Source organism: Bacillus sp. HU-1818 (assembly GCF_022695965.1).
In the GTDB taxonomy this organism is placed as follows: Bacteria; Bacillota; Bacilli; order Bacillales; family Bacillaceae; genus Bacillus; species Bacillus atrophaeus.
This window is the reverse complement of record NZ_JAAPBE010000002.1, coordinates 494,305-510,697: the sequence shown is the minus strand read 5'-3', so window position 1 is coordinate 510,697 and position 16,393 is coordinate 494,305. Positions and strand designations below refer to the sequence as shown.

19 protein-coding genes and 2 pseudogenes are annotated in these 16,393 nt (G+C 42.9%); 10 read left to right on the top strand and 11 right to left on the bottom strand.

Features of this window, described 5'->3' with window-relative positions:
- The first annotated feature begins 65 nt into the window (after positions 1 to 65).
- The 5 genes from GXP75_RS07945 to GXP75_RS07925 all read left to right on the top strand — a co-directional run bounded on the left by GXP75_RS07945 (position 66) and on the right by GXP75_RS07925 (position 4,863).
- Entirely contained in the window at positions 66 to 2,150 is a 2,085-nt protein-coding gene (locus GXP75_RS07945) for a BglG family transcription antiterminator (protein ID WP_242556529.1), read from the top strand.
- 11 nt (positions 2,151 to 2,161) lie between these two features.
- Positions 2,162 to 2,428, top strand: a complete 267-nt coding sequence (locus tag GXP75_RS07940; RefSeq protein ID WP_063638109.1) for a PTS sugar transporter subunit IIB — start codon at positions 2,162 to 2,164, stop codon at positions 2,426 to 2,428.
- 32 nt (positions 2,429 to 2,460) lie between these two features.
- Entirely contained in the window at positions 2,461 to 3,723 is a 1,263-nt protein-coding gene (locus tag GXP75_RS07935) for a PTS ascorbate transporter subunit IIC (RefSeq protein WP_242556528.1), read from the top strand.
- A gap of 15 nt (positions 3,724 to 3,738) precedes the next feature.
- Complete coding sequence (alsE, locus tag GXP75_RS07930) at positions 3,739 to 4,437, top strand: D-allulose 6-phosphate 3-epimerase (protein WP_214916228.1); 699 nt, start codon at positions 3,739 to 3,741, stop codon at positions 4,435 to 4,437.
- 81 nt (positions 4,438 to 4,518) lie between these two features.
- Positions 4,519 to 4,863: a DUF4181 domain-containing protein gene (locus GXP75_RS07925; protein WP_061570856.1), complete on the top strand. Its 345-nt coding sequence runs from the start codon at positions 4,519 to 4,521 to the stop codon at positions 4,861 to 4,863.
- 8 nt (positions 4,864 to 4,871) lie between these two features.
- On the opposite strand, the gene ggt is transcribed toward GXP75_RS07925, so the two are convergent.
- A complete protein-coding gene (gene ggt / locus GXP75_RS07920) occupies positions 4,872 to 6,449 on the bottom strand; it encodes a gamma-glutamyltransferase (RefSeq protein WP_214916224.1) in 1,578 nt (525 codons plus the stop codon).
- 213 nt (positions 6,450 to 6,662) lie between these two features.
- Here ggt and chrS point away from each other — a divergent pair, with 213 nt between their 5' ends.
- Genes chrS through chrA form a run of 3 tightly spaced genes read left to right on the top strand, consistent with a single transcriptional unit; the run spans position 6,663 to position 8,279 of the window.
- Complete coding sequence (gene chrS / locus GXP75_RS07915) at positions 6,663 to 7,139, top strand: chromate efflux transcriptional regulator ChrS (RefSeq protein ID WP_214916222.1); 477 nt, start codon at positions 6,663 to 6,665, stop codon at positions 7,137 to 7,139.
- Between the two features lie 13 nt (positions 7,140 to 7,152).
- Positions 7,153 to 7,746: a chromate efflux transporter ChrB gene (gene chrB / locus GXP75_RS07910; protein ID WP_242556527.1), complete on the top strand. Its 594-nt coding sequence runs from the start codon at positions 7,153 to 7,155 to the stop codon at positions 7,744 to 7,746.
- Positions 7,743 to 8,279, top strand: coding sequence for a chromate efflux transporter ChrA (gene chrA, locus GXP75_RS07905; RefSeq protein WP_242556526.1), 537 nt, complete (start codon positions 7,743 to 7,745; stop codon positions 8,277 to 8,279). Before chrB ends, chrA begins: the two co-directional genes overlap by 4 nt.
- A gap of 24 nt (positions 8,280 to 8,303) precedes the next feature.
- Here the strand turns inward: chrA and GXP75_RS07900 are convergent, their stop codons facing one another.
- Both GXP75_RS07900 and GXP75_RS07895 read right to left on the bottom strand, forming a co-directional pair.
- On the bottom strand, positions 8,304 to 8,537 hold the full coding sequence (locus tag GXP75_RS07900; protein WP_242556525.1) for a hypothetical protein: 234 nt from the start codon (positions 8,535 to 8,537) through the stop codon (positions 8,304 to 8,306).
- A complete protein-coding gene (locus tag GXP75_RS07895; protein ID WP_150224583.1) occupies positions 8,534 to 9,079 on the bottom strand; it encodes a flavodoxin family protein in 546 nt (181 codons plus the stop codon). The genes GXP75_RS07900 and GXP75_RS07895 overlap by 4 nt, the downstream gene beginning before the upstream one ends.
- Positions 9,080 to 9,201: 122 nt before the next feature.
- Here GXP75_RS07895 and GXP75_RS07890 point away from each other — a divergent pair, with 122 nt between their 5' ends.
- Positions 9,202 to 10,092, top strand: a complete 891-nt coding sequence (locus GXP75_RS07890; protein ID WP_106044697.1) for a LysR family transcriptional regulator — start codon at positions 9,202 to 9,204, stop codon at positions 10,090 to 10,092.
- Between the two features lie 178 nt (positions 10,093 to 10,270).
- Here GXP75_RS07890 and GXP75_RS07885 read toward each other — a convergent pair whose 3' ends face one another.
- A complete protein-coding gene (locus GXP75_RS07885; RefSeq protein ID WP_242556524.1) occupies positions 10,271 to 10,930 on the bottom strand; it encodes a DUF6805 domain-containing protein in 660 nt (219 codons plus the stop codon).
- Positions 10,931 to 10,999: 69 nt separating this feature from the next.
- On the opposite strand from GXP75_RS07885, the gene GXP75_RS07880 reads away from it, so the two are divergent.
- A complete protein-coding gene (locus GXP75_RS07880) occupies positions 11,000 to 11,236 on the top strand; it encodes a helix-turn-helix domain-containing protein (protein ID WP_242556523.1) in 237 nt (78 codons plus the stop codon).
- Between the two features lie 66 nt (positions 11,237 to 11,302).
- Here the strand turns inward: GXP75_RS07880 and GXP75_RS07875 are convergent, their stop codons facing one another.
- From GXP75_RS07875 to GXP75_RS07850, 7 genes and pseudogenes are all read right to left on the bottom strand, one after another.
- Positions 11,303 to 12,019 carry an endonuclease V gene (locus tag GXP75_RS07875; protein WP_242556522.1) on the bottom strand — a complete coding sequence of 239 codons (717 nt, stop codon included), beginning with the start codon at positions 12,017 to 12,019 and terminating at the stop codon, positions 11,303 to 11,305.
- Positions 12,020 to 12,101: 82 nt separating this feature from the next.
- Entirely contained in the window at positions 12,102 to 12,230 is a 129-nt protein-coding gene (locus tag GXP75_RS21410) for a hypothetical protein (protein ID WP_268530870.1), read from the bottom strand.
- Between the two features lie 541 nt (positions 12,231 to 12,771).
- Positions 12,772 to 13,248, bottom strand: coding sequence for a toxin-antitoxin system YwqK family antitoxin (locus tag GXP75_RS07870; protein WP_242556521.1), 477 nt, complete (start codon positions 13,246 to 13,248; stop codon positions 12,772 to 12,774).
- Positions 13,235 to 14,176, bottom strand: a pseudogene (locus tag GXP75_RS21500) (YwqJ-related putative deaminase); the annotation flags it as partial. The pseudogene GXP75_RS21500 and the gene GXP75_RS07870, both read right to left, overlap by 14 nt.
- Positions 14,177 to 14,390: 214 nt before the next feature.
- The gene (locus GXP75_RS07860) at positions 14,391 to 14,903 is read right to left on the bottom strand and encodes a hypothetical protein (protein WP_242556520.1); all 513 of its coding nucleotides are present in this window, start codon (positions 14,901 to 14,903) and stop codon (positions 14,391 to 14,393) included.
- A gap of 20 nt (positions 14,904 to 14,923) precedes the next feature.
- Positions 14,924 to 15,829 (bottom strand): annotated as a pseudogene (locus GXP75_RS07855) (pre-toxin TG domain-containing protein); the annotation flags it as partial.
- Between the two features lie 119 nt (positions 15,830 to 15,948).
- Positions 15,949 to 16,386, bottom strand: coding sequence for an SMI1/KNR4 family protein (locus tag GXP75_RS07850; RefSeq protein WP_239814085.1), 438 nt, complete (start codon positions 16,384 to 16,386; stop codon positions 15,949 to 15,951).
- Positions 16,387 to 16,393 lie beyond the last annotated feature (7 nt).

Here is a 16,393-nt window from a genome sequence, read left to right as displayed (position 1 = left end):
AATTAAGCACGAGCCGGATGAAGGACGGCAGACCGATATTATGTGGACATAAGGAGCTGATCATCATGCCTTTGGACCAAAGAAGTTCAGCAATTCTTAATCTGGTCATGAACACCAACTCTTATGTTACTGGCAGCGAGTTGACCGAGCATTTAAAGATTTCTCGAAGAACGCTGTATTATGACATTGAAAAAATTAACGGCTGGCTGAAGGAGACGGGATTATCACCGATTAAAAGGATGCGTTCCTTAGGTTTCTATTTGGAAGACAACACAAAAAAATCCCTTTTATCAGAAATGAAAACGTTCACACATAACAGCTATGAATTTTCTCCCTCCGAACGTCAGGCAAGAGTCATCGTTCGCCTTTTAATAAGGAGCAGCCGTCATCTCCTGCAAGACTTTATCATTTTGAACAGAGTCAGCCGCAATACTGCCATACAGGACATGAAGCAAATCCGTGAAAAACTGAAGACCTTCAGCATCGTACTTTCTTTCAATAAGGAAAAAGGCTATTTTATGTCTGGGCTTGAACAGCAAAAACGCAAGCTGCTGGCGGAATACACGAATAAACTGATGCAAAAAAACGGCAGCAAATCCATAACTGCTGACCTTTGTCCCGACGGAACCGCCTGTGAGCCGCTTATCCGGAAGATGCGTTCCATTCTGCTGAATTGCGAAGGCCTGCTTCAAATCAAATATGCCGATTACGTGCTGAACAGCTTAAGCGTTCACTTCACCCTATTTCTTATCAGAATAAAAGCGGGAAAGGAAATTGAATTGGACCAAGCGGAACAGTACGCCATCCGGCAAACGAAGGAGTACAAGGCAGCCAACCAAGCATTTGAAACCGCTCTGCCTGAGGAAGCTTTTATTCCTGAGCAAGAACTGTGTTACTTTACGACTCACCTGTTAGGGGCAAAGATCAGCCAGTTTCCCGCATCCTGTCTGACAGCGGGCGAGCTGGACATTCATGACATTGCTGACAAAATGGTCGTGGATTTTCAGCGCTATGCCTGCGTGCTTTTTCAAGATCCTGAAAGCCTGAGGAAACACCTGACGCTTCACTTGAGATCTGCGTATTACAGAATCAAATACGACATCTCCAACAATGAAAGTGATGTGGCGGCCTCCATTCAGACGAAATACAGCGACATATACAATTTGACCAAAAAGGTTGTTCATCATCTCGAAAAAGAGGTCAGACACACCATCAGCAGTGAAGAAACAGCGTTTATCGCCATGCATTTCGGCGGATGGATGAAACGTGAAGGTGTGGTTCCCTCCAGCAGAAAAACAACCGTCATTGTCTGCCCCGGCGGGATCGGTACTTCAAAGATTTTGCAAAGCCAGATTGAGGATCTTTTGCCGAATGTCGATATTTTACGCACAATCTCAAGCCGGGTCTATGAAACGATGGCGCTTGATGCAGACTTTCTGATTTCAACCGCACCGCTTCCTGACAGAGGCATCCCTGTATTTATTGTCAATCCGATATTAAATAGCCAGGAAAAAATCAGCCTGCTGAAAAAAGTGGACACTCTTTCAGGCGCAGCTTCCCGTTTCCACCCATGCGCCCGCGATTTGATGACAATCATCGAAAAACATGCAGATGTATTCCATAAAAATGAGCTGTTACAAGAAGTTGCCGAATACTTAGGACAGCCGTACAAACACAAAAAGGAGGCGAATGATAAACCAATGCTTGCTGAATTAATGACACACCAAAACATCACAATGACCCACTCTGCCCGCAACTGGGAGGAAGCTATCCGCCTGGCAGCAAAACCGCTTTTGGATGACGGCTCTATCACCCCTCAATACATTGAGGCCATGATCAACACGATCAAAACGCTCGGCCCCTATATTGTCATTACGCCAAAGGTAGCCATTCCCCACGCGAGGCCTGAGGATGGCGTCAACAAAATCGGAATGAGCTTTTTGAGACTGAAAGAAGGCGTTTCGTTTTCAGATCAGCCCGAGCATACAGCCCAGCTGATCATCGTACTTGCGGCGATCGACAATGAAACCCATTTAAAAGCGCTTTCCCAGCTGACAAATATGCTGGGAGATCCGGAAAACATTCAATATTTAATAAACGCAGAATCGACGGAACAAGTGCTGACGCTGATTAAAAAATACTCAATATAGGAGAGATTCAGATGAAAAAAATATTGATCGTTTGCGGAAACGGACTCGGTTCAAGCTTTATTGTTGAAATGAATGTGAAAAAAATAATTGAGGAACTGAACATTGAAGCAGAAGTTTCCCATACAGATCTCACTTCAAGCAAAACAGAGACAGCGGATCTGTACCTCGGCTCAACGGACATCGTGTCGAGCCTTGATGACGGCACCCGTACGGTAGCCGGTCTCAAAAACCTGCTCGATCAAAATGAAATCAAAGAAGCCATCCTGAATAACTTGTAAACAAAAAAAGACAGACAACGGGGGTGCAACGTATGATTGATTTTCTAATAAACGATTTCCTCGGAACTCCGGCAATTTTAATCGGACTTTTCGCCTTAGCCGGTCTTCTCCTGCAAAAGAAAAACGCGGCTGATACCGTGTCAGGCACACTGAAAACAGCCATGGGCTTTGTCATTCTCAGCGCCGGGGCCGCCATTGTCTCCGATTCCCTCGCCGTATTCAGCAGCATGTTCGAAAAGGCATTCCATATTAAAGGCATCGTTCCGAATACCGATGCAATTTCAGCGATTGCCCAAAAAACATTTGGAACAGAAACGGCATTAATTATGATTTTCGGCATGATTGTTAACATTCTGCTGGCGCGGCTGACACCGTTCAAATATATTTTCTTGACCGGCCATCACATTCTCTACATGGCTTCGCTGATCTCTGCCGTGCTGATCACCGGCGGCGTCAGCGGCGTTCCGCTCATTGCAGCCGGGGCCATTATTCTAGGGGGGCTTATGGTTCTATCACCTGCGATTCTTCAGCCTTATACAAAGAAAATCACCGGAAGTGACGATCTTGCCCTCGGGCATTTCGGCTCTGTCGGCTACTTTATCGCCGGTTTTCTCGGCAAGCGTGTCGGCAATACTGCCCATTCGACAGAGGACATTAAAGTCCCAAAATCATTAGGGTTTCTGCGTGATACGTCAGTCTCGATTTCATTAACGATGGCCCTTCTTTTCTTTATTGTCGCCCCTTTTGCAGGGAAGGGTTACATTGAATCATCGTTAAGCGGCGGCAGCCATTATCTTGTTTATTCCTTCATGCAGGCCATTACCTTCGCTGCCGGTGTGTATATCATTTTAGCCGGCGTAAGGATGGTGATCGCGGAAATTGTGCCTGCCTTTAAAGGCATCGCTGAAAAACTTGTAAAAGGCGCCAAGCCCGCTCTCGACTGTCCGACGGTCTTTCCTTTTGCGCCAAACGCCGTAATTATCGGATTTCTATCCAGTTTTCTGGCGGGGGTTGTCTCGATTTTCCTTCTTCCGATCTTCAGCCTCAGTGTCATTGTTCCCGGACTTGTCCCTCATTTTTTCACAGGAGCGGCGGCCGGGGTTTATGGCAACGCGACCGGCGGAGTTCGCGGATCCGTGATCGGAGCGTTTGCCAATGGTCTCCTTATTTCTTTTCTGCCGGCGCTTCTCTTGCCGGTTCTCGGTTCCCTCGGGTTTGAAGGAACCACATACGGTGATTCAGACTTTGGCATTATCGGCATTATCCTTGGCTGGATCATTCAACTATTCAACTAAAGCGGGGTATACATGATGAAATACCAATTTTCGCCTTCTTTAATGTGTATGGATTTAACGAAATTCACCGAGCAGATTTCGATTTTAAACAGCCGGGCCGATATGTACCATGTTGATATCATGGACGGCCATTTCGTGAAAAACATCACGCTGTCTCCGTTTTTCATCAGCCAGCTTAGAATGATGACGGACCTCCCTATTGACGCGCACCTGATGGTCGAAAAGCCTGAAGATTTCATAGACATGACGGCTGAGGCAGGCGCAGATTATATCAGCGTGCACGCCGAGACCATTAACCGGAATGCATTCCGGCTGATCAGAAAAATCAAGGATTATGGCGCAAAGGTCGGGATCGTGCTGAACCCTGCCACACCGCTTGATTGGATCAGCCCGTACGTGCATCTGATTGATAAGCTCACGATTATGACGGTCGATCCGGGCTTTGCCGGACAGCCGTTTATCGCAGAAATGACAGAAAAAATCCGTGCCGCAAAAAAATGGAGAGAGACGAACCACTATACGTATGGTATTGAAGTAGACGGCTCTTGTAATGAAAAAACCTTCCGCACGCTTGCAGAAGCGGGAAATGATATTTTCATCATCGGCAACTCGGGCTTATTTGATCTCGATGAAAATACAGAAATCGCCTGGGATAAAATGAAGAACATCTTTCAACAGCAGACAAACACCGCTGATATAGGACACCCGGAGTAACTTCCGGGTGTTTTTTTCTATGAAACTTCTGCCCCGCCGCTTCGTATAAAAAATGAAGACTTAATCGTTGGGGGTTTTTATATGAGTACGCTGCACTTTATTATTTTAATGCTGATCGCCGCGGCTTTCAGTACAGCCTTTCATTTCTATGCTAAGAAAAAACTCGGCATACATAAGCCGGGCTGGCGTTATAAGCCTGTAAACAGCACACAGAGATGGCTGGAGATTGTTCTGCTCATTAGTTATCTCATTGCGCTCATCTATTTTCCCACAGAGTATATGCTTATCTTATTCTTTCTCTTGCTTAGCTCATTTCGCACCTTTATGGAATGGAAGTATGAACCGGAAGAAAAACAATATATCTACAATCTGTTTGGCACGTGTTTGTTTCTAGTGATCTTTATTTATATGTGCATTTTCTTCTAAACGTTTCCTCAGATCCCAACCGCAGCCCCGTCTCCCCGCGGATCGGCGCCGCCTTGGAGAAAATGCTCATCATCTATCAAAATAGCTCCGGCGTGTCCCATCAGCCTGTCAAAATTACTGACGACCTCCACTACATGGCCGCTTTCTCTGAGCTTTTCTATCGTTTCCGGTTCTATCCTGCCTTCCATCCTGAGCCCTTCATAATCCTCTCCCCACGTCCGGCCCCATACCCAGCGCGGCTCGTTGATCGCCTGCTGAGGATGCATTCCGTAATCGAGCATCCGGGTGATGATGGCCGTCTGAGTCTGCGGCTGGCCTTCACCGCCTTGCGTGCCGTACAGAATCTTCGGTTTTCCGTCCTTGCACACCATCGCCGGCATCAGCGTATGGAAGGTGCGCTTTTTAGGCTCAAGGGTATTAACATGAAGTTCATCCAATGAGAAAAATGAGCCGCGGTTTTGCAGCAGAATGCCGGTCTCTCCGGCTGTTACAGCTGATCCGAACTCAAAATACAGGCTTTGAATAAATGACACCGCGTTGCCGTCCGTATCAATAACCGCCGCATATGCAGTGTCGCTCCCCACAGGCCTGCTTTCTGCTGCTTCAGCGGTATAGCCGATCTCCGCCGCCAGCTGCTTCGCATAGCTCTTATCCAAAAGTTTCTCAAGCGGAATGTCAGAAAACGCAGGATCGGTCAGCACGGCATTTCGATCCAGAAAGCTTTTTTTCAGCGCTTCTACAAGTACATGATAGTATTCAAAAGAACCGTGCTCAATTTGGCTGAAATCATAGTTTTCCAACATATTCAGTGTCATCAGCCCCGTAAAGCCTTGAGAATTCGGCGGTGCCTGATACACGCTGTACCCGCGGTAATCTGTTGACACAGGCTCCGCCCACTCGCCCCGGTGCTCCTTAAAATCAGCAAACGTCAAAAAGCTTCCGTTATTTTGCAAATACGCAACAATCATTTGGGCGACATCTCCCTCATAAAATGCGCTTCGCCCTTTTTCAGCAATCATTTTCAAGCTGTCCGCAAGCTCTTTTTGCTTAAACCGCTCTCCCGGCACAGGCGCTTTGCCAACTCTCGTGAAAATATCAGCCGTATAAGGCATAGACGCCAGCAGCTCAAGGTTGCGATTTGTATGACGGCATTGATCAGCAGATACAGGAAACCCATTCACAGCATACTCAAGCGCGGGCTCCAGCACATCCGCCAGTGACATGCTTCCATACTCCTTCAGCACGGCATCCCAGCTGTCAACCATTCCCGGAACTGTAATGGCGCTCTCGATCCCCCGAAGCGGAATCGCCTTTTTTCCCTTATACACCTCTCTCGTCACGTTTTTGCCTGAACGGCCGCTTCCATTATATGCTCTCATGTCGCCCGTTTCATGATGAAAGGTCAGCCAAAAGGAATCACCGCCAAGCCCTGTCATATGCGGGTACACAACAGCAAGACAAGCACTCACCGCCACGGCGGCGTCAAATGCGTTTCCTCCTTTTTCAAGGATGCGGTTTCCCGCTTGCGATGCGAGATAATGCGGACTGACGACCATTTGCTTTGTTCCGATGATTGATTTGTTCATGCCAAGGCCCCTTTTTGAGAAATTTTCTTTAGTATAAGGAGCTTCCTTTCTGCCATCTATTAATGAGGAAGAAAAACTGACGAACTATTTACTTTTCGAAAATAAAATAACCAATTTGCATTCTTTATGAAAACAAAGTGAAATTTCTTCATGCGAAACGAATTTTATGTGATAAAATGTTTTCTAAAAGGTTAAAGAAAGCAGGTGGAGCAAATGGCAAATGAATATCAAATTCCTAATCTCGTTGTTGATGATATAGATAAACAAATTCTGACCATTTTGCATGAGGAAGGCAGGATTTCCTATACCGATCTTGGGAAAAGGGTCGGTTTATCACGCGTCGCCGTTCAGTCACGGATTAATCAGCTCATCGAAACCGGCGTCATCGAAAAATTCACCGCCGTGATCAATCCCGCTAAAATCGGGATTCACGTCTCCGTGTTTTTTAATGTCGAGGTGGAACCGCAGTACTTAGAGGAAGTTGCCTTACAGCTTGAGGAAGAACCCGCGGTCACAAGCCTTTATCACATGACAGGGCCGAGTAAACTGCACATGCACGGAATATTTGCAAATGACCAAGAAATGGAACAATTTCTGACAAAACGGCTGTATCCGCTGCAGGGAGTTGTCAGTGTCGATTGCCAGATGCTGATCAAACGATATAAAAGCCGTATGGGAATGAAGCTGTAAAGGGGAGAAACTGATGAAAAACCATGTTTATCGGGATATGACGGCTGCCATGGTGCGTACCGGAATATTGGGATTCGGCGGCGGACCATCCGTCATTCCGCTGATCCGCCATGAAGCCGTTACGAAATATAAGTGGATTGATGATAATGAATTCGGAGAGATACTGGCAATCGCCAACGCGCTGCCCGGACCGATCGCGACAAAAATGGCGGCATACTTAGGCTATAAACTGAAGGGAACATGGGGTGCAATTATCGCGACAGCCGCGCATATTCTGCCGACCTGTCTCGCCATGGTTGCCTTGTTTGCGGCCGTTAACGTCTTAAGCCATTCGGCTGTTGTCGCAGGTATGATCGGCGCTGTGACGCCTGTTATCGCGGTGATGCTCGGAATCATGGCTTACGAGTTTGGACAAAAAGCGCTCAAAGGTTTCGGCTGGGTCACCGGCATCCTGTTTTTTATGATCGCTTTTACCGGCCTTCAATTTCTGCAAATCAATCCTGGCATCGTCATTATCATTTTCTTAGCATACGGGGCATTTCACTTTAAACTGAAAAACAAAATATCCAATAAAAATAATAAAGACAAAGGAATGTCCGCCTCATGATCTTTTTATATGTATTTCTGGCGTTTTTTATCGCAAATGTTCTGGGATACGGCGGCGGCCCTGCGTCTATTCCGCTTATGTTTGAAGAAGTCGTGAACAGATACAGCTGGCTGTCAAACGACCAATTCTCAAACATGCTCGCACTCGCAAACGCACTGCCCGGTCCGATCGCAACGAAGATCGCGGCCTATGTCGGCTACAGCGCAGGCGGATGGCTCGGATTTCTGATTGCGCTGATCGCAACTGTTGTGCCGTCCGCTCTCGCACTGATTGTCCTTTTACGTATCATTCAGCGCTTCCGTCAATCGCCGGTGATCAAAGGCATGACCCTGGCCGTCCAGCCCGTCATTGCCGTGATGATGCTCATCCTCACATGGCAAATTGGCGCAGACGGCATCAAAGCCATCGGATGGATTCAATCTCTTGTGATCGCGGGTATTTCACTCCTCGCCCTTACAAAATTTAAGCTGCATCCCGCTTTTCTTATTATTGCGGCGTTTTTATACGGCGGGCTTGTGGTTCCTTATTTGTGAAAAAGCACCTGTGCAGGTGCTTTTTTATTTTGGTCCGGAGATCCCGTTTGTCATGCAGACCATTTCTTCATCTTCATCGTTTGTGACTTTATACTTTATTTGTAAGGTGCCCCCTGCCATTCGGACAAATTGCTTATTTGTATTACCGTTGTGCGGTTCTGTTTTAACATATGTCCATTCTGCAGATGATTGAAATTTCAAAGATAAGTATAATCCCACAGTCAGCATTCCAATGAGTATAGCTATTAGAATTTTCATATAAAATCACTTCTTTTCAATAACTGGCTGGCAGCAGACAATGAATGTTGATCGTGTAAAATATCGCCGGGCCGGTTGCCTTCTCCCAATACATAACCGCCAAAAGAAATCCCCATAAAATCGAAAATATATTCAAACTGCTGAATCAAAGGCAGTCCTTTTCTCGCGGGTTCATCTCCTCCGACTGCAATCACATATGCCTTTTTGGCGGACATGCTCGTTTTAAAATCACAGTATTTCGGATCTCTCATGGTCTGTGACCACCGATCAACAAAATTTTTCAACGTTCCTGACATGCCGTACCAATAAATAGGCGTAGCAAATATAAGAATGTCGTTCGGCAAGATACGTTCAATGATTGAATCATAGTCATCTGCTACTGCCTGAAACCCGCCTTGAGTGTGGCGCAAATCCTCAATAGGCTCAATTCGGTAATCACGCAAATTGATTTTATCCGCAGCCGACCCTTGAACAGCTTTCTCCGTGAGAAGCTCTGTATTTCCGCCCGGCCTTGTTCCTCCATTAATCACTGCAATATTCATGATTCATCGGCTCCTTTATTTACGAATGGTTTTCTTTATCTTATAATGAACTCATCAATCGATACAGATGATTATTTCGATTACATCAATCGGTATAATCGATTTAGAAAGGAAGATGACAGGTGGAATTAAAACAGCTGATCACCTTTAAAACGGCCGCAGAACAGATGAATTTCACCCTCACCGCTAAGATGCTGAATTACGCTCAATCCAGTGTCACGTCTCAGATTAAATCGCTTGAAGCAGAAATCGGAACCCCCTTGTTTGAACGGCTTGGCAAGCGGCTCGTGTTAACTGAAGCCGGCAGAACGTTTAAGTGCTACGCCGAGCAGATCATCACTTTAACCGAGGAAGCAAAAATGGCGGCAAACAAAGTAAAAGAAGCAACAGGAACATTAAAAATAGGAGCTACAGAAAGCCAGTGCACCTACCGTCTTCCATCAATCATAAAAGAATTCAAACAAGCTTTCCCGCAGGTAAAACTCATATTCAAACCCTATATTTCCAACGAGCAAGCGAAAGAACAGCTCCTTCAGGGCTTGCTGGATGCGACCTTTATGATGGATGTAAACCGTCCGGATGAAGCACTTCACATCGAGTCACTGATCCCGGATGAGATTAAAATGGTAGCGGCGATCGATCATCCCTTTTCCGCTGACTCACCAGTATCACCGCAGGATCTTCAAAATGAAACCCTTTTACTGACGGAAAACGGCTGTTCCTACCGCACACTCTTTGAGGAAACTTTAAATGAAGCGTGTGTATACCCGAACAAATTAGAATTTGTCAGCATTGAAGCGATCAAACAATGCGTGATGGCAGGGCTCGGCATCGCTATACTGCCTGCAATGACAGTGAAAACAGAAATTGAAACAGGCCGGATGAAGGAACTGATGTGGAAAAATGAATGCCCCGTTTTTACTCAAATGGCGTGGCATAAGGACAAGTGGATGTCCGCTCCGCTGGAGGCTTTTATTCGGCTGACACGGAAAACATTTGAAACAAATCAATAACACACAAAAAAAACTTGCGACCCGGGTCAGCAAGTTTTTTGTATTGGACTGTGATTCAAAATCAGCAAGTCTGTAAAAGCTTTAAAAAATTGCGGCATGAGGCTTTGTGACAGTTATCTCCTCTTTTATTTCAGCTAACTGTTCCCTCTTCCATAAGTCTCTTGCCTGTATATTCGGTTTATAAAGTGTCTAATGAAAAGTCGCTTTCATTGATGATCCTTACGCCATATACTCCACCGGCTGCCGTTCCTTCACGAGACTTAAATGTCACCGTTACGTTTTCCTTGTCTTGTGTTAATTCAAAGGGGATTTCATAACACACATCAAAAAGCTGGCCGGGTTTATTTGATTTCAACTGCTGTCTGGCTATCCCTTGATGATCTATCATGATGTCAAAATCACGTTCATAGCTCTTTTCATCCACAAGCAGCGTATCATCACTCCCAAAATAAGTGACAAGCAGGCACATCGTTTTTTGCGGATCTGTTTTCAAAAACCCGTCCCCTCTGCTGCCTCTCCAGCCGCTATGGACAGTATTTAAATAACCGGAATATGAATTCTCTTTTTTCAAATGATACTCGACCTCCGGCTGTTGTTCATTTGGCTGCACTTCATCAACTGTAATTCTTCTGAGCTTCTCCTGTTTTTCTTTTTCTTCATCTTTAAAATGGAGATATTCCTCTTCATTCATGAGATACCAGTAGATGGAGTAACGCTGATGATGGAGCTCATAAAACGGCACAAGCGTGATCTCTGCATGATTCGGCTGGCCAATCGGCTCCGTTTGAAAGACGAGTGACGTATCGTCTGTTCGCGATCCTCCCGAATTATTAGCCAAATCATTGAATTACTCCATCAGGACAAAAATAAAAAGCTGGCCAGCAAAGATATTGAAAGTGCTTTAGGCATGAACTATGCCTACCTTTCCTCCCTTTTCAGAAAACAAACCGGAAAAAGCATCACAGCATACAAAAATGAACTGCTGATTGAACAGGCGATTGATATTTTCAAAAAAAGTAATAAAAACATAACGGAAGTAAGCAACAAGTTAGGATTTTCTAATCCGTACCATTTTAGCAGAGTGTTCAAAAGAGTCACTGGAGTGTCCCCGTCTGTATACTTAAGCCAGATATACAGGAATTAATCTGAAGACGGAGGTAGATCATATTCTCTCCATGTAAAAAACACTTGCAGCTTAGCCAGCAAATGTTTAGACCTGATTCTCCTGATAAAACGTTCGCAAGATATGTGTTTCAAGATCAGCCAGACGAACCGGTATCGGCAGCCTGCTTTCTTGATTAATCAGGCTCTTTGTAATTTGATAACTGCTGTCTAAATCGATATTGTTTCCACATGACAGAAAAATAGGCTTTACATCCTGTCTAGTACGCAGCGCCCGGCCGTACACCTCGCCGTCAATGACAATGTCAGTATAAGCGCCGACTTCATTTACAGGCATTACGAAATTACAGTCTTTGATTTTGAGGTAGGTTTTGGCAATGCCTATTGTCGGCTTGTTGAGGAAAAAAGCCGCGTGTGTGGCAACGCCCATTTGATTATAATGCAGATAGCCATTCCCGTCGAAAAGAAACACATCAGGCTCAATCTCCAGCTTTTTGGCCGCTTCAATGATCAGCGGCAGCTCACGAAACGCAAGAAAACCCGCGACATACGGCACACTGATTTTGCCTATGCTGTGGACTTTTTCGATGATTTCTTTTGTATCGGCGTCAATGACGATTATACTGCACACCCCATATGGCTCGCCGTCTTGCTCCCAATAGGCGAGATCAACGCCTGCGCAGGTTTTGATGGAGTCTATAGCGATGTGATTTGATATGTTGATTTTATGTTTAAGTGACTGTTGAATTTCAATAAACTGATCTTTATTGTTTAGGTTAAAATCATGTAATTGTTCAACATGCATTAAAGTTCCCCTCCTCTCATTACGTTACATTTTTTCATATTGAATATGCAACACCTTTTCAAAATCAAATGTAACTTTTCCATTAATTCATTCGGCTCACCACACCCAATTCTTCCAAAGAATTCTCGCAGTCTCCGTTTTGAATCAGCTCTATTCCGTAGTTTCCTGCCGCTCCCCGTCTGGATACCAGCCAACATCTAATAACTAACATTTTGTTTTATGAAAATCCTGAAGAATATCCTGGCTAAAAACAAATAGCCATGTATCGTCTTTTTTCCCCAAAGTTCTTGGATTTGTATCCTTTTATGTATGATAGTCAATAGTCTAGCACGCCGGCACCTATAGCCTAAATATATTCAGCACATCTTGAACAAAAGGTTCCAATTGTTCGAGGCTGTCGCTTACAATTGCCAAATTAGACTCTATTGAAGCCACTAAATCTTTTTATTAGTAAAGCACACCCTTCTTTCAATTGGCTTTCTAGCTTTAAATGATTTTCCACCCCTGCCCAGCGATCAAAGATCTTTATTGGACGTAAATTAGATATTTGATCACTGTGCAATATCTGCTTCTCCACCACACTTCAAATTATCAGCTTTTTAATAGAAATCAGTCCATTATTATGCATCATTATTTAAAAAACTTGCCGATTTAATCTCGGCAAGTTTAAACAAATTTATATTAATTACAATTATCACCCTGTTAAAAGGCTAAACTTTTTCTAAATAGTTTAGTATAGACTATTAAATATCTTAAGATCTTCCTAAACTTCGATTAATTTCTCTTCTTTTTAATAACGTCACATATTGAGCATTATTTTTATCTTGCTCTAATATTTTTTCATTTAGAAGTTTTCCGTTTTCATCCCATTCTTTATAAACTAAATTAACTGAAAGTTCAACTTCACTTATTGATTTAATATTCCCATTCTCGTGCCAGCAAACACTCTTACCATTAACTAACCCATACTTTAAATGTTCTTCACACTTTAAATTACCGCTTTTATAAAACTCACGATTTAAGCCATGAGCTAAACCATCTTTATAGTGACAAAAATACATTAGACTACCATTCCCGAACAATTCGTATGCTAATCCCGTAAAAGGTTTTCCCCCTTCATCTTCTGGATTATCCAGAACCTCATCACTGTATGATGTATACCATAAATCATCAAAGTTAACACCATTTTTAATAACAAAGTCTTTAGTGTATTTATCATTTTCTTCCATAATTAAGCACCTCTGGTATATAATGAGCCTTATCCGTAATGTATTCGCAGTGCGGACATCTTGGCATCGGCGACCCTTGTGGCATGAACTTATTAATCTTCCTTGCACTTATTACATATACCATAAATTCATCTAACTTTGCATCAGGTCTTGACAATAGAGCATCATTTAAAGCATAGACTTCAGCATGAGAACCCGCACCTAAAGTTTTTTCGTAACCTGTTTTTAAATCAATTGGCATATTTTCTATTCTATTTCTTATAATTCCATGTTGTATTTCCGGAGAGTATCCTTTAGCTTCATTGATACCAAAAAAGTACTTACCAGTTTTTTTATCAAGTACGCCAGCAATAGCAGGTCCTCTTTGCTTCTTACCTATTCCTTTACTAATCAATCTATTCAGCTCTTGATGTACTTCTCCTCTTAAATTAATTCTTTGATGGATTTCCTCTTTCGATAATTTTCCATATTTATTTCGCAAGTATTCAATTCTACTATTTCTTTGTGGAATATCCTTATTTTTTGTAATGGGCATTGATACATTATTATATGGAGCATTTACTCTTTGCAATTTATCAACATAACGAGCAGAACTAATTCCAACTAAGCTTAAAGCCGCTTCCAGCGCTCCTTGCTTCCGTTTCTCCTCAGACACTTTATTCCCAAACATATCCCGTCCTGTCACAGCTTCTGAGAATCCGTTTGAAGCAATAAGGCCGTATGCGCCCATTTCTGACATTTTGAGAATGTCTAAGGATTTGCCGGTTTTGTAGGCGTCCAAAGCGTGTTCTGCGGCGATGGCGGCTTTTCCTGTTTTGTAGATGGCTTTTCCGCCTTTGAAGGCGCGGCCTGCCCAGCCGACGACCGGTATGAATCCAGCCGCGGCCATCGCTCCTGCTGTCACACGTTCTGCGGCGGAGAGTTTTTCTCTTGGTTGTAGCCCTAAGCCCAGCAGGTATTTAAGCTTTATAGAACAGAAAACAATATTCTAAACATAAAAAACCTTGAAAGGCTTCAGTAGCCAATCAAGGTGAAAAATAAAACCAATCGATGCGTTTCGTTCATTCTTATTAGAAACAAAAATACATTAGCTTACCGTTTTGAAATAGTTTGAATACTAATCCTGTCCAAGGCTTTTACGGTTAAATATCATTATGACAGTTAATTTCTTTTACTAGGATAGCTTCGTTTCCGTACTCTTCAATATCCTCCTTTAGCCAACTGCTTTCCTCTTTTCTATATTTATAAAATCTAAGTGTCGCAAAACCTTCACCGATACTTAATACCACAACAAATTTATGCTCAGGAAATTTCTCATTTAAATGATGTTCCCAGCCATCCATAACCTGAAGCGCGTAAATTAAAATCTCTTCATCGGACAAATCACTGTAGTCTAAATAATCGTTTATGCGGAGCTCATTACAGGATGCTTCATACCCCGTTTTATCACCATACATTTTCAAAATTCTATTCCAATTTATAGTTGGACTATCAGTTAACTCATACTCTAGGTCCAGAATAAAGCAATCGTCTACTTTAACTATATTGGGAGAAATAACATCCTTTAAATTAGATAAGTCAACTTTTTTTGTATTGCTCAGATCTTTAAGGCGTTGTTCTTGTAGTCTTTTCATATTTTTATTTGTATATTCCATGTATAATTACACTCCTATAACTAAAATACAGGACCCTCACCTAAAAATTTCAATCCTTTATTTATAGCTTTCTGAACGTTTTTATCTTTAAGCACTTTTTGAATTTTACTAGGTGCATCTTCACCTGTTTTTTGGTCAAAAAACCTCTTTGTTTCAACATCAAAATACCATTTTTTATTATTGGGCTCATGATAGTGAATTTGACCTTCTCTTTGCCCTGGGTTAGGGTTTTCAATATCTATTCTTTCTGTCTTTCCATTTTGCCATGTTGTCTTACTTGCAATTTGGGTTCCATTTTCACCGAAAAGTTTCTTGCTATTCCCGCCACCACTACTCGCCATCTTCACAATCCCAAGATCTTTAACAGCTTTCGTTTTCACATCTGCATGAACAATCGGGAAAATCGCCCCATCCGGTGTGACTGTCTTATGAACGCGAATTTTCACATTCGTTGGCACTTTGAATTCTTTTACTTGGTCAAGAATCCTTTTCCCTTTTGCAGCTTTTATCACTTGTGGTGATTTTGCAAGCGGGATGCCTTTGTCAATGTGTTTCGCCAATGCACTTGCGCCAACTAAGCTTAAAGCTGCTTCCAGCGCTCCTTGCTTCCGTTTCTCCTCAGACACTTTGTTTCCAAACATATCCCGTCCTGTAACAGCTTCTGAGAATCCGTTTGAAGCAATAAGGCCATATGCGCCCATTTCTGACATTTTGAGAATGTCTAAGGATTTGCCTGTTTTGTAGGCGTCCAAAGCATGTTCTGCCGCGATCGCAGCTTTGCCGGTTTTGTAAATGGCTTTTCCGCCTTTGAAGGCGCGGCCTGCCCAGCCGACGACCGGTATGGACCCCGCGGCTGCCATGTCGCCGGCTGTGACGCGTTCGGCTGTGGAGAGTTTTTCTCCTGTAACAGGGTCGTAGCTTAAAGTAAACAGATTATTTAAACTTTATAAAACAGAAAACAACAATTCATTTATAAAAAAACCTTGAAAGGCTTCAGTAGCCAATCAAGGTCAATTAATTCTTCTAACCATTCCCACTTATAAGTCTAATCCTCAATTAAATCTATATAATATTCGTTATCATTGAGAAACTTTTTTAAAAAATCCTCTAACGATTCAGCTATTTGAGTATCAAAATAAAATACTGGATTATTTACCAATTGCAAGTCTATAGAAATATAAACACCTTCGTTTACTTCAAAAAAAATAAGTTTATTTTCATCATCATAGAGTTCATCTAAATCTGGGTCAAACTCAAAAATACCTTCTCTTAGTCTAATGTCAGCTACCGCCCCTGGACCCAATATCCTATTTATTGCATTATCACTTCTACCTTTAATAAAACCATAACCGACTTCTAAATATAATTGTTTTAAATCATTTGGAATATTCACGTTCATTCTTTGCTCAGCTTTTAATATATCCTCTTCAGGTACCTTATAGGTTTTATTTTCTAAATCATTAATAAATTTAAAATCAGCCATATGCTAT

What these genes read in the sequence shown, in the direction of transcription:
- GXP75_RS07945 (WP_242556529.1), top strand. Translation starts at nt 66, where the DNA reads ATGCCTTTGGACCAAAGAAGTTCAGCAATTCTTAATCTGGTCATGAAC.
- GXP75_RS07940 (WP_063638109.1), top strand. Translation starts at nt 2,162, where the DNA reads ATGAAAAAAATATTGATCGTTTGCGGAAACGGACTCGGTTCAAGCTTT.
- GXP75_RS07935 (WP_242556528.1), top strand. Translation starts at nt 2,461, where the DNA reads ATGATTGATTTTCTAATAAACGATTTCCTCGGAACTCCGGCAATTTTA.
- alsE (WP_214916228.1), top strand. Translation starts at nt 3,739, where the DNA reads ATGAAATACCAATTTTCGCCTTCTTTAATGTGTATGGATTTAACGAAA.
- GXP75_RS07925 (WP_061570856.1), top strand. Translation starts at nt 4,519, where the DNA reads ATGAGTACGCTGCACTTTATTATTTTAATGCTGATCGCCGCGGCTTTC.
- ggt (WP_214916224.1), bottom strand. Translation starts at nt 6,449, where the DNA reads ATGAACAAATCAATCATCGGAACAAAGCAAATGGTCGTCAGTCCGCAT.
- chrS (WP_214916222.1), top strand. Translation starts at nt 6,663, where the DNA reads ATGGCAAATGAATATCAAATTCCTAATCTCGTTGTTGATGATATAGAT.
- chrB (WP_242556527.1), top strand. Translation starts at nt 7,153, where the DNA reads ATGAAAAACCATGTTTATCGGGATATGACGGCTGCCATGGTGCGTACC.
- chrA (WP_242556526.1), top strand. Translation starts at nt 7,743, where the DNA reads ATGATCTTTTTATATGTATTTCTGGCGTTTTTTATCGCAAATGTTCTG.
- GXP75_RS07900 (WP_242556525.1), bottom strand. Translation starts at nt 8,537, where the DNA reads ATGAAAATTCTAATAGCTATACTCATTGGAATGCTGACTGTGGGATTA.
- GXP75_RS07895 (WP_150224583.1), bottom strand. Translation starts at nt 9,079, where the DNA reads ATGAATATTGCAGTGATTAATGGAGGAACAAGGCCGGGCGGAAATACA.
- GXP75_RS07880 (WP_242556523.1), top strand. Translation starts at nt 11,000, where the DNA reads ATGAACTATGCCTACCTTTCCTCCCTTTTCAGAAAACAAACCGGAAAA.
- GXP75_RS07875 (WP_242556522.1), bottom strand. Translation starts at nt 12,019, where the DNA reads ATGCATGTTGAACAATTACATGATTTTAACCTAAACAATAAAGATCAG.
- GXP75_RS21410 (WP_268530870.1), bottom strand. Translation starts at nt 12,230, where the DNA reads ATGTTAGTTATTAGATGTTGGCTGGTATCCAGACGGGGAGCGGCAGGA.
- GXP75_RS07870 (WP_242556521.1), bottom strand. Translation starts at nt 13,248, where the DNA reads ATGGAAGAAAATGATAAATACACTAAAGACTTTGTTATTAAAAATGGT.
- GXP75_RS07860 (WP_242556520.1), bottom strand. Translation starts at nt 14,903, where the DNA reads ATGGAATATACAAATAAAAATATGAAAAGACTACAAGAACAACGCCTT.
- GXP75_RS07850 (WP_239814085.1), bottom strand. Translation starts at nt 16,386, where the DNA reads ATGGCTGATTTTAAATTTATTAATGATTTAGAAAATAAAACCTATAAG.